At 70.5% G+C, this 13,774-nt stretch carries 13 protein-coding genes, 1 tRNA gene and 1 pseudogene; 8 read left to right on the forward strand and 7 right to left on the reverse strand.

Annotated features, from left to right (window positions below):
* Positions 1 to 45 precede the first annotated feature (45 nt).
* From QWM81_RS15355 to QWM81_RS15380, 6 genes and pseudogenes are all read right to left on the reverse strand, one after another.
* A complete protein-coding gene (locus QWM81_RS15355) occupies positions 46 to 507 on the reverse strand; it encodes a nuclear transport factor 2 family protein (RefSeq protein ID WP_290112530.1) in 462 nt (153 codons plus the stop codon).
* 216 nt (positions 508 to 723) lie between these two features.
* Positions 724 to 1,734, reverse strand: a complete 1,011-nt coding sequence (locus QWM81_RS15360) for an ABC transporter substrate-binding protein (RefSeq protein WP_290112531.1) — start codon at positions 1,732 to 1,734, stop codon at positions 724 to 726.
* A gap of 16 nt (positions 1,735 to 1,750) precedes the next feature.
* Entirely contained in the window at positions 1,751 to 2,524 is a 774-nt protein-coding gene (locus tag QWM81_RS15365) for an ABC transporter ATP-binding protein (RefSeq protein WP_290112532.1), read from the reverse strand.
* A 1-nt stretch (position 2,525) separates the two neighbouring features.
* A complete protein-coding gene (locus tag QWM81_RS15370) occupies positions 2,526 to 3,545 on the reverse strand; it encodes a FecCD family ABC transporter permease (protein ID WP_353938305.1) in 1,020 nt (339 codons plus the stop codon).
* 434 nt (positions 3,546 to 3,979) lie between these two features.
* Positions 3,980 to 4,199 (reverse strand): annotated as a pseudogene (locus tag QWM81_RS29270) (5'-methylthioadenosine phosphorylase); the annotation flags it as partial.
* Positions 4,200 to 4,253: 54 nt separating this feature from the next.
* Complete coding sequence (locus QWM81_RS15380) at positions 4,254 to 5,147, reverse strand: class I SAM-dependent methyltransferase (protein WP_290112536.1); 894 nt, start codon at positions 5,145 to 5,147, stop codon at positions 4,254 to 4,256.
* A gap of 495 nt (positions 5,148 to 5,642) precedes the next feature.
* On the opposite strand from QWM81_RS15380, the gene QWM81_RS15385 reads away from it, so the two are divergent.
* The 7 genes from QWM81_RS15385 to QWM81_RS15415 all read left to right on the forward strand — a co-directional run bounded on the left by QWM81_RS15385 (position 5,643) and on the right by QWM81_RS15415 (position 11,291).
* Entirely contained in the window at positions 5,643 to 5,828 is a 186-nt protein-coding gene (locus tag QWM81_RS15385; protein ID WP_290112538.1) for a hypothetical protein, read from the forward strand.
* On the forward strand, positions 5,829 to 6,842 hold the full coding sequence (locus QWM81_RS15390; RefSeq protein WP_290112539.1) for a class I SAM-dependent methyltransferase: 1,014 nt from the start codon (positions 5,829 to 5,831) through the stop codon (positions 6,840 to 6,842).
* 15 nt (positions 6,843 to 6,857) lie between these two features.
* The gene (locus QWM81_RS15395) at positions 6,858 to 7,892 is read left to right on the forward strand and encodes a pyridoxal-phosphate dependent enzyme (protein WP_290112540.1); all 1,035 of its coding nucleotides are present in this window, start codon (positions 6,858 to 6,860) and stop codon (positions 7,890 to 7,892) included.
* A 78-nt stretch (positions 7,893 to 7,970) separates the two neighbouring features.
* Positions 7,971 to 8,750 (forward strand): phytanoyl-CoA dioxygenase family protein, encoded by a 780-nt coding sequence (locus QWM81_RS15400; protein WP_290112541.1) that lies wholly within the window; start codon positions 7,971 to 7,973, stop codon positions 8,748 to 8,750.
* Positions 8,751 to 8,792: 42 nt separating this feature from the next.
* On the forward strand, positions 8,793 to 9,614 hold the full coding sequence (locus QWM81_RS15405; RefSeq protein WP_290112542.1) for a Rossmann-like domain-containing protein: 822 nt from the start codon (positions 8,793 to 8,795) through the stop codon (positions 9,612 to 9,614).
* Entirely contained in the window at positions 9,611 to 10,918 is a 1,308-nt protein-coding gene (locus QWM81_RS15410) for an MFS transporter (RefSeq protein WP_290112543.1), read from the forward strand. The genes QWM81_RS15405 and QWM81_RS15410 overlap by 4 nt, the downstream gene beginning before the upstream one ends.
* A 67-nt stretch (positions 10,919 to 10,985) precedes the next feature.
* Complete coding sequence (locus QWM81_RS15415; protein ID WP_290112544.1) at positions 10,986 to 11,291, forward strand: hypothetical protein; 306 nt, start codon at positions 10,986 to 10,988, stop codon at positions 11,289 to 11,291.
* A 308-nt stretch (positions 11,292 to 11,599) separates the two neighbouring features.
* Here the strand turns inward: QWM81_RS15415 and QWM81_RS15420 are convergent.
* Positions 11,600 to 11,673, reverse strand: a tRNA-Pro gene (locus QWM81_RS15420).
* Positions 11,674 to 12,547: 874 nt separating this feature from the next.
* Between QWM81_RS15420 and QWM81_RS15425 the strand changes: the two genes are divergently transcribed.
* Complete coding sequence (locus tag QWM81_RS15425; RefSeq protein WP_290112545.1) at positions 12,548 to 13,747, forward strand: acyl-CoA dehydrogenase family protein; 1,200 nt, start codon at positions 12,548 to 12,550, stop codon at positions 13,745 to 13,747.
* Positions 13,748 to 13,774 lie beyond the last annotated feature (27 nt).

A 13,774-nucleotide genomic window follows, 5' to 3' on the forward strand; every position in this document is an offset into this window, starting at 1 on the left:
GCCCTGGGAGGAGGGGCGCCCGGTCCGTACGCGGGGTGCTGTGGCTCAGGAGGCGGCGGGCGGCTCGGCCGGCGTGTCGCGGTGGATGACCCGCGACCGGGTGAGCAGCCGGCCGTCGACCCGGACGAGTACGTCGTCGACGGTGAACGTCGGCTGGAAGGAGACGTTGCCCTCGCGGTCGGTCTGGGTGACGAGGGTGTAGTACGACACCCGCAGGGTGTCGGCGTCCGCCGGGTCCGTCTCGATCAGCAGGTGGCCGAACCAGTGGCGTACGGCGATGTCCCGGTAGCGCGGCAGGGCGGCCCGCATCCCGGCGACCATCTCCGCCCGCCCGCTCTGCCGCTGGCCGCCCGCGTGCACGACCTCACCGTCCTCGGTGAAGGTGTCGGCGAACCCCTCGATGTCGAGGGCGTCGACCCGCCGCATCTGCTGGGCGTAGAACGTCTGGACCTCGGCGTAGACGTCTCCGGTGACCTGGTGCCGGAGTATCCCGACCGGCTGAGGCATGGCAACTCCTCTCGCGACGCCGCCCTCATGGCCGCGCGACTGCGCCCACCCTGCCGAACGCGCCTTCAGCGCCACTGGAGAGCCGCTCGGAACCCGGAGTGCGGTCTACCGGGATCTCGGCCTCGCCGGCGCCGCGGCCCGAGCGGCGGCTGCACCCGGTCCCGCGAGCGCCAGGGCTGTGCGGAAGGGGCACGGCCCTGGCGCGCTGCGACTCGGTCAGCTCTTCAGCTCGCCCAGGTACTTCGCGAACTTCTCCAGGCCGTCGATGTTGCGCGGCCCGCTGATGCCCTCGTTGTAGTCGAGGATGAAGAAGTGGTTCTTCTTGACGGCGGGCAGCCCCTTCGTGTGGGGGGACTTCTTCAGGAAGTCGATCTTCTTCTGGGCGGGCAGGTCCCCGTAGTCGAGGATCATGATGACTTCCGGCTCCGCTTTGGCGACGGCCTCCCAGTTCACCTGCGTCCACCGCTGGTCGAGGCCGTCGAAGATGTTCTTGCCGCCGGCGGTCTTGATGATGTCGTTGGGCGGGACCTGGTTGCCCGCGGTGAAGGGCTGGTCGGTGCCCGAGTCGTAGAGGAAGACCCGGACCGGATCGCCCTTGGGTGCCTTCGCCTTGACGGCCTCCACGCGCTTCTTCAGCCCACCGACGACCTCATCCGCCCTGTCCTCGACCTGGAAGATCCTGCCCAGCCGGTCGAGGTCGGTGTAAAGGGCTTCGAACGGGGTGAGCTTCTCCGGGTACTTGGGGTAGTTGAAGCAGCTCTCGGTGTGCATGAAGCTCTGTATGCCGAGCTTGTCCAGGATCTCCGGGGTGATGCCCCGCTCATCCTTGAAGCCCGAATTCCAGCCGGCCAGGACGAAATCGGACTTGGCCTCGACCACGAGTTCCTTGTTGAGAAGATCGTCGCTGAGCATCTTCACCTTGGCGTAGTCGCTCGCCCACGGTGACTCATCCACCGGCGGGTTCGCCGGCGGCATCACGTAGCCGTGCACATGGTCGGCCAGCCCGAGGCTGAACAGCTTGTCGGCGCTTCCGCCTTCGTACGCCACGGCGCGCTGGGGAACCGTGTATTCGACCGGCTCACCGCACCTCTTGACGGTGACCTTCTCGGGCGCCTTGGCATCCGTTTGCACTTCGGCGCCGCAGCCGCTGAGCAGCAGTGTGGCCGCGAGCGCGGAGCCGAGGATGGTGTGCTGCCGCACCGAGCGGGGAGATCGAGTGTTGGTCATGACCTGGTGGTGCCTTTCACAGGGAGGGATTGAGCGAATACAACAACTGCGGGTCACCCGTGAGCGGGTGGGACACGATGCTGGCCTTGACGCCGAACACCTCGTGGACGAGTTCCGTGGTGAGTACGTCCTCGGGCGTGCCGGTGGTGACAAGGCGGCCTTCGCAGAGGACCCCGAGGCGGTCGCAGGCGGCCGCGGCGAGGTTGAGGTCGTGCAGCACGACCAGGACGGTGAGTCCCGAGCCGCGCAGGAGCGAGAGCAGTTCGACCTGGTGGCGTACGTCGAGGTGGTTGGTCGGCTCGTCCAGCACCAGGATCTTCGGCTCCTGGACGAGCGCCCGGGCCAGCAGGACACGCTGGCGTTCGCCGCCCGAGAGCGTCAGGACTCCGCGCCGGGCGAGGTGGCGGATGTCGAGCTGGTCCATCGCGCGTTCGCACAGCTCCCACTCCCGGCGGCTGAGCGCCTGGTTGCCGTGCAGGTGCGGCGTGCGTCCGAGTGCGATGACCTCTTCGACCGTGAAGTCGAGATCCACGACGCCGTCCTGGGTCATGGCCGCGATGACCTGTGCGGAGCGGCGCACTGTCAGGCGGGAGAGATCCTCCTCGCCCACCCAGACGGTGCCGGAGCTGGGGCGGAGCGCACGGTACACGCACCTGAGGGCGGTGGACTTGCCGCTTCCGTTCGGGCCGACCAGGCCCACGACCTGGCCGGTTTCCACGTCCAGGGACAGGTCGCGTACCAGGCTCCTGCCGTCGGTCACCACAGAGAGCCCGTTGAGCCTGAGTTCCATCTCAGCGACCTCCGAACATGTAGCCCTTGCGGCGCATCAGGGCGACGAACACCGGCACCCCGACGAGAGCGGTGATGACCCCCAAGGGCAGCTCGCGCGGTGCCACCAACGTCCGGGACACCAGGTCGACCCAGACCATGAAGATCGCTCCGGCCAGTGGCGCCACGGCCAGCACGCGTGCGTGGGTGGCGCCGACGACCATGCGCACCACGTGGGGCATGACCAGTCCGACGAAGGCGATGGCGCCGCTGACGGCGACCATCACTCCCGTCACGAGCGAGGCCAGGACGAGCAGGGCCTTGCGGTGCCGGTCGGGGCTGATGCCCAGGCTCGCGGCGGTCTCGTCCCCGAGGGCCAGCACGTCCAGCGCCCGGCCGTACCGGTACAACACGACCAGGCCGAGGATGACGACCACGGACACCACCGGGAGCGCGCCCCAGCTCGCGGCGCCGAAGCTGCCCATGGTCCAGTACAGGACCATGCTGGTCGCCTCGCTGTCCGGCGCGAAGTAGATCATCAGGCTCATCACCGCTTGGAAGCCCAGCGACATGGCCACGCCCGTGAGGACGAGCCGCAGCGGGGAGAGCGCGCCCCGGCTGGAGGAGGCGGCATACACCAGGAGCGACGCGACCAGGGCCCCGATGAACGCACCGGCCGACACCGCGTAGATGCCCAGCGCCGCCAGTCCTCCGGTGACCGTGACACCGACGGCTCCCACGGACGCGCCCGAGGAGACGCCCAGCACGAAGGGGTCGGCGAGCGCGTTGCGCACCATGGCCTGGATGGCCACGCCGATCGCGCTCAGCCCGGCCCCCACGAGCGCCGCGAGCAGCACCCGTGGCGTACGGATCTGCCAGATGATCTGGTACGTGGTCAGCTCCTCCGCGGCGATGCGGCCGCCGCTGACAGCGGCCCACAGATACCGGGCGGTCTCCCCCGGCGTGATCACGGCGGCGCCCAGACCGATGGCCACCACAATCGAGGTGAGGAGAACGACGAACAGAACGGCGCAGGCAAGCACCAGACCCTTACGGGAGGCGAGCCGGCCCTTCACCCCCGTTGCGGGTGCGGGGGGTGCCGCGCCGGCTGACGTATCGGCGCCGCTGCTCGCCGATGGCGCGGTGATCGCTGGCGGTGACATAGAACTCGGCCTTCCAGGTTGAACGGAACGTACTGATCAGGCGCGTGGCGTTCACCCGTCGCCTGGGCGGACGCCATGACTGCATCGGCTACGCGGAAGCGGGCGCGCCGCCTGCCTCTTCCTCGTCCGCCTGACCCAGGCGATGCAGTCGAACGGCAGCCCTAGCGCCACAGCGACCAGGGCGCCGAAGGCGAAGACCGTGAAGACCTCCTCCTGGGCAACGCTCTCCGTCGCGTCGATGCCCGCGTCCAGATCGGTCAAGAGCGCCACGGCGGCGTAGCCGAGGGCGGGTTCCCGAGCCGGGACCGCCTCGGGGTGCCCGGGCCCAGCTCGCGCCGGAGGGGGCCGACCGCGCAGGGGGCCAGGATCCGGCGCACACCGACAGACCGGATCGCCCAGTGGGTTCGCCCGGTAGTTGATCTTGTACGGCGGGATGCGGTGCCCACGGCCGCGCCGGGGCAGGAACGCCACTCGCCGCCCCTCGGCCGTGCCCAGCATCAGGGCATCGGACGGTGGACCGTAGGGCGTGCCGATCCGTACCGGCTGACTCCGAGGTGCACAGACGACGGGGCATGAGTCTCCTGTAGGTCAACCGATCTGTCGCGCGGGCCCGATGGGCTGGCCGGCGGTCAGCAAGCTGCGGGCACTTCGGGGACGGCGAGGCGGGGCGACGCGGCGGAGAGTCCCCGTGCCCACAAGCGCGGAGAAGTCGATCGTGTCGTGGCCCTCGGCGAGCAGGCCCGCCGTGAACCGCCGGCGGACGCGTTCCACCGCGGTGACGGGCAAGCCGTCGAGCAGGCCCCTGAACCTGGTGCCGGACACCAGGGACCACAACAGGCCGGGATCGCCGGGCACGGCGAGCGGGACGTACTGCACATCGATGCATGACAGCGAGCGGGCAGCGAGCCAGTCCCTGAACGACCGTGTTGTGCCGAGGGGTTGGAGCGGGGTGGCCGGCCGTGGGACGTCGGCAAGCCGCGGCCGTTCCGGCACGACGGCCCGATGGATCAACTCCGCCAGCGGCTCGAACACGCCCTGGGACCAGATGGCCACGGTCAGCCGGCCACCAGGCCGCACCAGCCTCAGCAGTCGCTCTGTTCCTGCCGCCACGTCGGGAAACGAGGAGACACCGAGCGAACACACCACGGCGTCGTAACCACCGGGAGGTGCGGGCCAGTCGAGGACGTCGCCCCGCACGAAGCGCACGTTGGACAGACCCCGGATCGCGGCCTTCGCGCGGCCCCGCTCAAGCGAGGCCTCCGCGAGGTCGACTGCGTCGATCACGCCGTGCGGGCTGACCTGATCGGCGGCCGGGATCGCGGACGCCCCCGAGCCGCAGCATGCGTCGAGCACATGCGCACCTGGGCGCAGGCGCGCGGCCTTGATGGTGGCCGCACCGATCGGCGACCACAACGCGCTGAACAGTCGGTCCGAGCTCTCTGTCCCTTCTGCCAATCCGGCGGCCACGTCGCGCGGTTCCATACAAACTCCCGTCCGAAGGCGACAGCCAGAACAGCGTATATGAAAATGATTATCACTACTACCCCTCCGACGCTCGCCGCCGTCACGCCGAACCGCCGAGGTCACCACGGAGCCTCGGCAAGCGGTAGCAGCCGGCGGAAGGGAGGAGGCACTCAAGGAGCAGGTGACCGCCCGGCGATGCGCCGGCCGCAGTTGTCGAGACCCGGCGGAGGCGCCGCACCCGGTCAACAGGACGACCCCGGCATCGCCGTGCCCATCAACGCGTCCCACGCCTCTGTCAGCGCCGCTCGCATGCGGCGGGCGGACAAGGCGCGGCCACGCGTACGGACTGCGACCGGCCGCGCAAGCCACCACAGGCCCGGTCATTCCCTGAGGGATCATCAGACGACATTGACAATCATTTTCATCTGATGGATGCTGCTCGGGCCCCGCACCCTCCGCTCCGTCCAGCGGCCGCGGTGCGGGGACCACTCCATGTGATCTTCTGGGAGCAGCATGTCGGTCTTTCACAGCCGCCGAGAATTCCTCGCCCTCACTGGCACCGCCGACGCCCTGGCGCTCACCGGGTGCGGTGCCGGCTCCGGCAGCGGCGGCCCGGCGTGGAGTGCCCCGGGCGCCACCGCAGCGGTTCTCGCCGAACTCGCCCGGCTCCGCGAGGAGCACGGCACCGCGCTCCTTTGAGTGAGCCACGACCTCGGACTTCTCACCGTCGTCGCGCACCACATCGTCGTCATCGACGGCGGCCACACCGTCGGAACCGGAGCACCCGACCAGGCACTGCGAGCGCCATTGGCCACCCTCACCCGGCGCCTCGTACGCGCCAGGGATCTCGGCACGGCCCTGGCGGCCACCGGCCTGCCCCGGCCGGCCGCACCCGGTTCCCCACTGCACGAGCTTCCACCACACCCCGACCACGGAGGACCCATGACCGACCGGACCGCAGCCGGCGGCGCCGCAGCGTCCCAGGACGACGCCCGTGCCGTGCTGGACTCGCTGCCCGGCACGCTGCCCCGGGACGAGATCCTCGCGATCAACAGCTCCGCGTCCGACATCCACACCACCCGGACGTACGAGTACAACGGCTGGGCGTTCACGCTGCCGCCGGGCGTCTTCAAGCCGGGCGACACCAGCCGCATCGTGCACGACCGGCTGCTGGACGGCACGATCCCCGTCAAGGGCAGGTCGTACGCGGCCATGGGCGTCGGACTCGGTGTCGAGGCCGTCATCGCCGGCACGCTCGGGGCGCGGGAGATCTACGCGGCCGACGTCCACCCGGACAGCGTGGCGACGGCCGCCGAGCACTACCGGCGCATCGTCGGGGACCGGCCGGACACGGTCTTCCGGCCCCTGGTGTCCAACCTCTTCGAGGAGTTCCCTGACTCGCCCCGGCTGGACGTCATCACCTTCAACCCGCCCGCGGTCTCCACACGGACCAGCGACGATCCGACCGTGGTCCGCAACGTCTGTGTGGGCGCCGAGATCGTCACGCGCTTCTTCGACCAGATCGTCACGCGCGACCTGCTCGCACCCGGGGGCGAGATCTACCTGATCGTCTCCAACACCGCGGAACTCAAGCGGATCGTCGGCTACGGGATGGACGCCGGGTTCCGGCCCGAGATCCTGCACCGCCAGACATGGGAGGGCGACGACTGCCAGGCGTACCTGTTCAAGCTCATCCGCCACGACGCCGCCTGACCGGGAGGACAAGACATGCACGAGCACATAGCCGAGGCCGTCAAGGAACCGGACGTCGTGAGCGTCCCCCCGGGCGCGATCTGTCTGCGCTTCGAGACGATGAAGCTGTACTCGGCCCTCGGCGCCGTACGCCATCTGCTGGATACCGGACAGGTCAAACCCGGTGACACCCTGGTCGACAGCTCCAGCGGCATCTACGCCCACGCGCTCGCCCTCGCCTGCCACCGCTATGGCCTGCACTGTCACATCGTCGGCTCGACAACGGTCGACCGCACCCTCCGGGTCCAGCTGGAGATCCTCGGCGCCACCCTGGAACAAGTGCGGCCCTCCAAGAACCTGCGCCTGGACCAGAACCTGCGCGTCGAGCGGATCGGGGAACTGCTGCGCGAGAACCCGCACTACCACTGGATGCGGCAGTACCACGACGCCATCCACTACCTGGGTTACCGCGACGTCGCCGACCTGATCCGCAAGGAGGTCCCGGAGGGCCCGCTCTCGCTCGTCGGGGGCGTGGGCACCGGAGCGTCCACCGGCGCCATCGCCACCTACCTGCGCGAGGCGGGCCGGGACGTGACGCTCGTCGGAGTGCAGCCGTTCGGCAGCGTCACCTTCGGCGCCGAGCACGTCTTGGACCCGGACATGATCATCGCCGGTATCGGCAGCTCCATCCCCTTCCAGAACGTCCGGCAGGATCTGTACGACCGCATCCACTGGGTCAACTTCGACTACGCCATGTCGGGCGCCGTCGAACTCCTGCGGGCCAGCGGCATCTTCGCCGGCCTGTCGGCGGGGGCCGCGTACCTCGCCACCCTGTGGGAGCGCGAGCGCGACACCGCCAGGACGTACGTCTTCCTCGCCGCCGACACCGGGCACCGGTACGTGGACACCGCCTACGCCCACCACCCCGACGCCGTGGGCCTCGGGTCCTTGCGGCCCCATGAGGTCACCGCGCAGGACGAGCTGCGGCACCCGTGGTCGGCGATGGACTGGCCGCCGACCGACAGCGCGCTGCTGCGTGGCGGTCCTGTTCTGGTGCCCGAAAGGGCCTAGCGTCGCCGCCGGGCGTGCCCAACGCCCCTGCGTACCGCCCCTGCGTACTGCCCTTCTCCGACCGGAAGGTCTCCCGTCATGCCCCTCGACGAGCAGCTCTCACGCGGCTTCGTTCTCCTGCCGCGCCTCCTCGACGCCGCCGGGACGGCGGCTGTGGGCGAGGCGGCGGAAGCCGTGCTCGCGCGCGTGACCAAGAAGGCATCGGAAGGGGTGGCCGACGTCACCGTGTGGCCGGACGGGCACCGGCTGGAGCAGGTGGACGGCACCACCGTCCACTGGGAGCCCGACGCCCGTCCGCCCGCGGTCCGCAGCCTCGCACCGGTCACGCACCTGCACCCGGCGCTGGACGCCCTGTGGACGGACGACCGGATCACCGGCCCCATACGGCGGATCGTGAACAGCGAGCGGCTCGGTCCGTTCACCTCCAAGCTCAACTTCAAGCGCGCGGGCGTCGGTTCGGAGTTCCGCTGGCACCAGGACTACCCGTACTGGTACTGCTGCGCCGGGCCCGACGCCCGGGACGTCGCCACCGCGATGATCTTCCTCGACGACGTCACGACCGACAACGGCGCTCTGGAGATCGTGCCGGGCAGCCACCTGGCCGGTCCCGCGCCGCGGGACCGGTCCGAGCCCACCGGCCTGCTGGTGGACACCGCGCGCACCGATGTGAGCGGCGCGGTGACCGTCGAGGCGCCGGCCGGCTCCGTCCTGATGTTCCCCGGGCTCATCGTGCACCGCTCCGGCCCCAACCGGACGGCCCGGGACCGGCGTTCGCTCCTGCTGTGCTTCCAGCCCGCCGGGCGTCCCGAGCTCCCGGCGCTCCCCTACCGGGCGGAGCGGCTCGCCGACCTTCCCTGACTTTCCCTCCTTTTTTGTCAACACCCCCGAGAAAGAACCGATATGCCTTCCTCACAGCCGTACTCCGTACCCGAGCTCCAGCAGGCCGTCCTCGACGGCGCTTTCGGCCCCCGTCCGCAGGAACTGGCCGTCACCAGCGCCTTCTGGCTCCACCACACCACCCGGCTCGCCGGCAGCCAGGTCACGTACCGCAACAGCTACCTGCTGATGAGGTCCGGTGACGCCTTCGGCGCCTGCTCCTTCGAAGCCGGCGAGGTCGCCCCCGACTTCTGCGCCGACGCCTCCGGGCAGACCCTCGACACCCTCATCCGGCACGACTCGGCGCCGGTGCGCATCGCCGCGCTCGACGCCTACCTCGGGCGCGTACAACCGCACCGCAGCGCCGCGAACGCCGAGACCGTCACCCTTCCCACCGGAACGCCGGAGGAGCGGGCGCAGGCCAGGGACGCGGCCGTGGCCGGGCTCCTCGACATCGCGCCCGGCGCGAAGGTCGCCCTCATCGGCGTCGTCAACCCGCTCGTCGCCGCGATACGCGAGCAGGGCGGCGTCCCGCTGCCCTGCGACTTCAACCTGCGCACCACCAACTGGGGCGACCCCGTCACCGACGACATGGCGCAGGTCCTCGCCGAGGCGGACGCCGTGGTCGCCACCGGCATGACGCTCAGCAACGGCAGCTTCGACCAGATCCTCGAACACTGCCGCAAGCAGGAACTGCCTCTGGTGGTGTACGCCCAGACCGGCAGCGCCGTCGCGCGCGCCTTCCTGGGTGCCGGCGTGACCGCGCTGTCCGCCGAGCCCTTCCCCTTCTCCCAGTTCAGCGCCGACGCCACCGCGCTGTACCGGTACCGGGCGGAGCAGGCATGAGCAGCGAGACCCAGGGCGCCGCGGCCTCCCCCGAGGCTCCCGCCAAGGCTGCCGACACGGCCGTGGGGCAGGCTGCGACGGGCGGCGGAGAGGTACCGGGCGATTGGAAGATGACCCGCCTCCTGTGGCCGTTCATGCTCGCCTCGGCCGTCGGGCTGGTGCCCTTCACGATCTACAGCACCTTCCTCGTGCCCATCGCCCACGCGGCGGACGGCGGCATCGCCGCACTCGGCCAACTGCGCGGCCTCGGTGGCCTCGCGGCCCTGGCCGTGGGCACCGCGCTGGCACCGCTGATCGACCGCGTACGCAAGGAATGGGCGGCCGCGGGCGGACTCGCCGTCCTGGCCGTCTCCGCCGCGCTCGGCGCGAGCGGTGATCTCCTGATGCTGGCGGCCTTCTGCCTGCTCGTCGGGGCCGGTACGGCGGTACTGAACCCGGCCCTCACGGCGGCCGCGGCCGACCGCTTCGACAACGACGCCGCCGCGGGCCGCGCGGCGACGCTGATCACCGCCACGCAGTCGCTGACCGCCCTCCTCGCGGCGCCGCTGGTCGCACTGCCGGCCCTGCTGTGGGGCTGGCAGGGGGACCTGTGGGCCATCGCCGCGGTCTCGTCCGTGCTGGCCCTGTACTTCCTCCTCCGGGGCCGCCGTCGCCACGATGTGGGCGTGGGCGGCGCGGCGGAGAAGGCGGAGAAGCCGGGGTACCTGGAGTCGTTCCGGTTGCTGGGAGCCCTGCCCGGAGTGGTCCCGCTGCTGCTGGTCGCCATGCTGCGGACGGCGGCCTTCATGGGCTACCTCGCCTACCTCGCCGCCTTCTACGACGAACGCTTCGGTCTCGGACCCGAGACGTTCACGATCGTGTGGACGCTCAGCGGCACGTCGTTCTTCCTCGGCAACCTGTTCGCCGGGCGACTGCTGAGCGCCGAACGGCCGAGGATCCCCAGCGAGCGCCTGATGGCACTGGCGCTGCTGGTGGCGCTGTCCGCCCTGGTCGGTGTCTTCTTCACGCGGTCGCTGTTCCTCGCCCTTCCGCTGACGGCGCTGGTCGGCGTCGGACACGCGACGGTGGCGGCCTGCGTCACCACACTGCTCGTACGCCGCTGCGGCTCCCTGCGGGGCACGGCGCTCAGCATCAACGCCGCCGGTATGAGCTTCGGCGTCTTCCTCGGGGCCGGGCTGGGCGGTGTGGGGCTCGCGCTCGGCGGATACCCCGGTACGGCGGCGGTGCTGGGCGGGCTGACGCTCGTGGCACTCGTCCTCGCCCGGGTGGCGGCCCGGTCCACTCCTCCGCCCACGACGGACTGAGGCTCCACCGCATGCCCGGCACACGGCACACGGCATGCGATCGTCACCGGCCAGGGGCCTGCGAGCCGTGCAGCGTGCTGCATGCTGCGTGCTGCGCAGGCCCCTGGCGTCGTACCGCAGGAAGAGCGTTCATCAGGGAGTCAGTGGTGACGGTCACAGGGGACTCCACGCGCTGATGGGCGAGGCGGGCGTCCGCGTCGGGCTCACCACCGTGTACCGCGCGCTGCAGGACGTGGAGCGGGCCGGCACCGCCGATGTCGTCCGGTCGACGGGGTTCGCGGACGTCGAGCACACCCTGGAGCTCACCGGAATCTGCGCCGGTTGCCGAAGCGGCGCGGACGACGGTGGACCCGGCGCACCGCCGCCCTTCTGACGCCCGCGCCGAGCCCCACACGGTCTCCGGTGACCTGGGGTACGCGGCCAGCCGGAACGCCCCGTGGATGCGACGGGTGACGTACCACCCAGCGCTACCCACACCGGACGCACACAAGATCACGGCTGCCCGCGCAGCGCTCTCCGAAGACCTCAGCGTGCTCCGCGCCACACGATCCCCGCCGAGCCCGATCGTGGTCACCCTCTGGCGCCGGTCACGTGCGCCGGTCCCCAAACGGGTCCCCGAAAATGATCAAAGGCCGGTTTCGGATGCCTCCGAAACCGGCCCTGACCTGCGACTCTCACGAGTCGGGACGACAGGATTTGAACCTGCGACCCCTTGACCCCCAGTCAAGTGCGCTACCAAGCTGCGCCACGTCCCGTTGCCCGTCTGACCTGGGGTTTCCCCCGGCCCGGCGTGCACCAGAACAATACCGCACTCCGGCCGGTGATCACTAACCGCTTTGCACGCGCCGATGGCGTACTACGCCGTCCCCGCCGCCATGGGGTCCTCGCCGAGGAGCTCCTGCCGGGGCGTCCGCGGGCCGTCGCCGCCCGGGCCGGCGCTCGTCCGGGCGGCCGCGCCACGGAAGGCGACGTCACCGCCTCGCGGCCGGCGGGCATGGTCTCGGGGAGGACGACGGGCGGTTCCGACCACCGTGCGGTGGGCCCGGCAGCGTGGCGGGCCGCAGCCGCATGCCGTGGGGCGCGGCGCCCCTGCGCGGCGGGCGGTGTCGCACGCCCCGGTGCGCGCCGTGGACGACGCGGCGCGCGGCCCGCTCCGGACCGCGCACCGACGCGCCGGGGCCGGCACCGTGTGCCCGGCCGTCTGTGGGGTCCCCGAGACCTGTGGGGCGGGCAGAAGCGCGAAGCCCCCGCTCACGTACGGAAATGTTTCGGTCGACATTCACGCCGAATTGATCCGGCGCATGCGTACCCGTGGGACGCCGGTGCATTCCTGAGGTGTGATGCGGCCGTCGGCGCGATACGCCCGGGAAAGCTTTGCCCTTGGCATGTGGCAGAAAGAAGCGCTGGGGGAATGCCCTTCGGATAGAACAGGACAGGGCACTGCCACGCGAAACACAGCTCTCACCACACGTCAACGCCCCGTGTTTCGGACAAAGTTGAACTCGGCATTGAATCGTTCCGGAGTGATCAACACCATGAGGTGGTCGGCCCGTTCGGGACGGGACCACTGCCGATGCACCAACTGCTCGAACAACCGCGCGAGCAGGCGTTTCGCAGAGGAGGCCTCGCATGGACGGGTACTTCGCCAGCCGACTCCATCATCGACTGAGGGAGCAGGTGCGGCACTTCGCGGAGACGGAGGTGCGGCCACTGATACCGGCCATGGAGACGGCCCGGTCGGTCCACCACGAGCTGTCCCGGCTCATCGCCCGGCAGGGCTGGCTGGGCGCCACCATCAGCAGGGACTACGGCGGGATGGGCGTGGGCCATCTCGGAAAGACGATCATCATCGAGGAACTGTCCCGGGTGAGCGGCGCCATGGGGGCCATGGTGCAGGCCTCGCAACTGGGTACCGCCAAGATCGTCCACTTCGGCAGCGACGAGCAGAAGAAGACATGGCTGCCGGCCATCGCGGCGGGCGAGTGCCTGCCGACCATCGCGGTCACCGAACCGGAGTCGGGCGGCCATGTGCTGGGCATGGCGGCCACCGCGGTCCGCGACGGGGACGACTATCTGCTGAACGGCCGAAAGGTGTACGTCGGCAACAGCCATGTCGGCGACCTGCACGGGGTCGTCGTACGGACCGGCCCCGGCTCCAAGGGGCTGACGGCCTTCCTCGTGGAGTCCGACCGGCCAGGTTTCCGGGTCGGTGACCAGAAACCGGCCATGGGTCTGCACGGCTTCAGCTTCGGCGAGCTGTTCTTCGACAACTGCCGCGTTCCGGCGGCGAACCGGCTCGGCGACGAGGGCGACGGACTCGCCGTCGCGTACTCCTCCAGCGTCCTGTACGGGCGGGCCAACCTCACCGCCGTCTCACTCGGCCTGCACCAGGCGATCCTGGAGGAGACGGTCCGGTTCTGCGAGGAACGGCACCGGTACGGCAAGCCCCTGCACGAACTGCCGAATGTGAAGATCAAGCTCGGCCAGATCCAGTCGCGGCTGATGACCGCCAGACTCACCGCGTACCACGCGGTGCACCTGCTCGACGAGGGGCTGCCCTGCGACGCGGAGCTGATGAACGCAAAGCTGGTCAACGTCGAGTCGGCACTGGACTCCGCGCGCGGCGCCATGGAGATCCACGCCGCGGCCGGGCTCTTCACCGACCGCCCCATCGAGCGCTACCTGCGCGACGCGCACCACATCTTCGCCCCGGCCGGCACCTCCGACGTCCAGCTGCTGCGGCTCGCCGACGTCGCGCTCGGCTCGGCGAAGGGCCAGTGGTCACAGCGGCTCGCCGACGTCGTACGGAGGGAGCCGGCCGCCCTCTAGCCGGGCCCGGCGCCGGGTGGCGGTCCC

Origin of the sequence: Streptomyces ficellus (assembly GCF_030406405.1) — a bacterium.
GTDB lineage: Bacteria > Actinomycetota > Actinomycetes > Streptomycetales > Streptomycetaceae > Streptomyces > Streptomyces ficellus_B.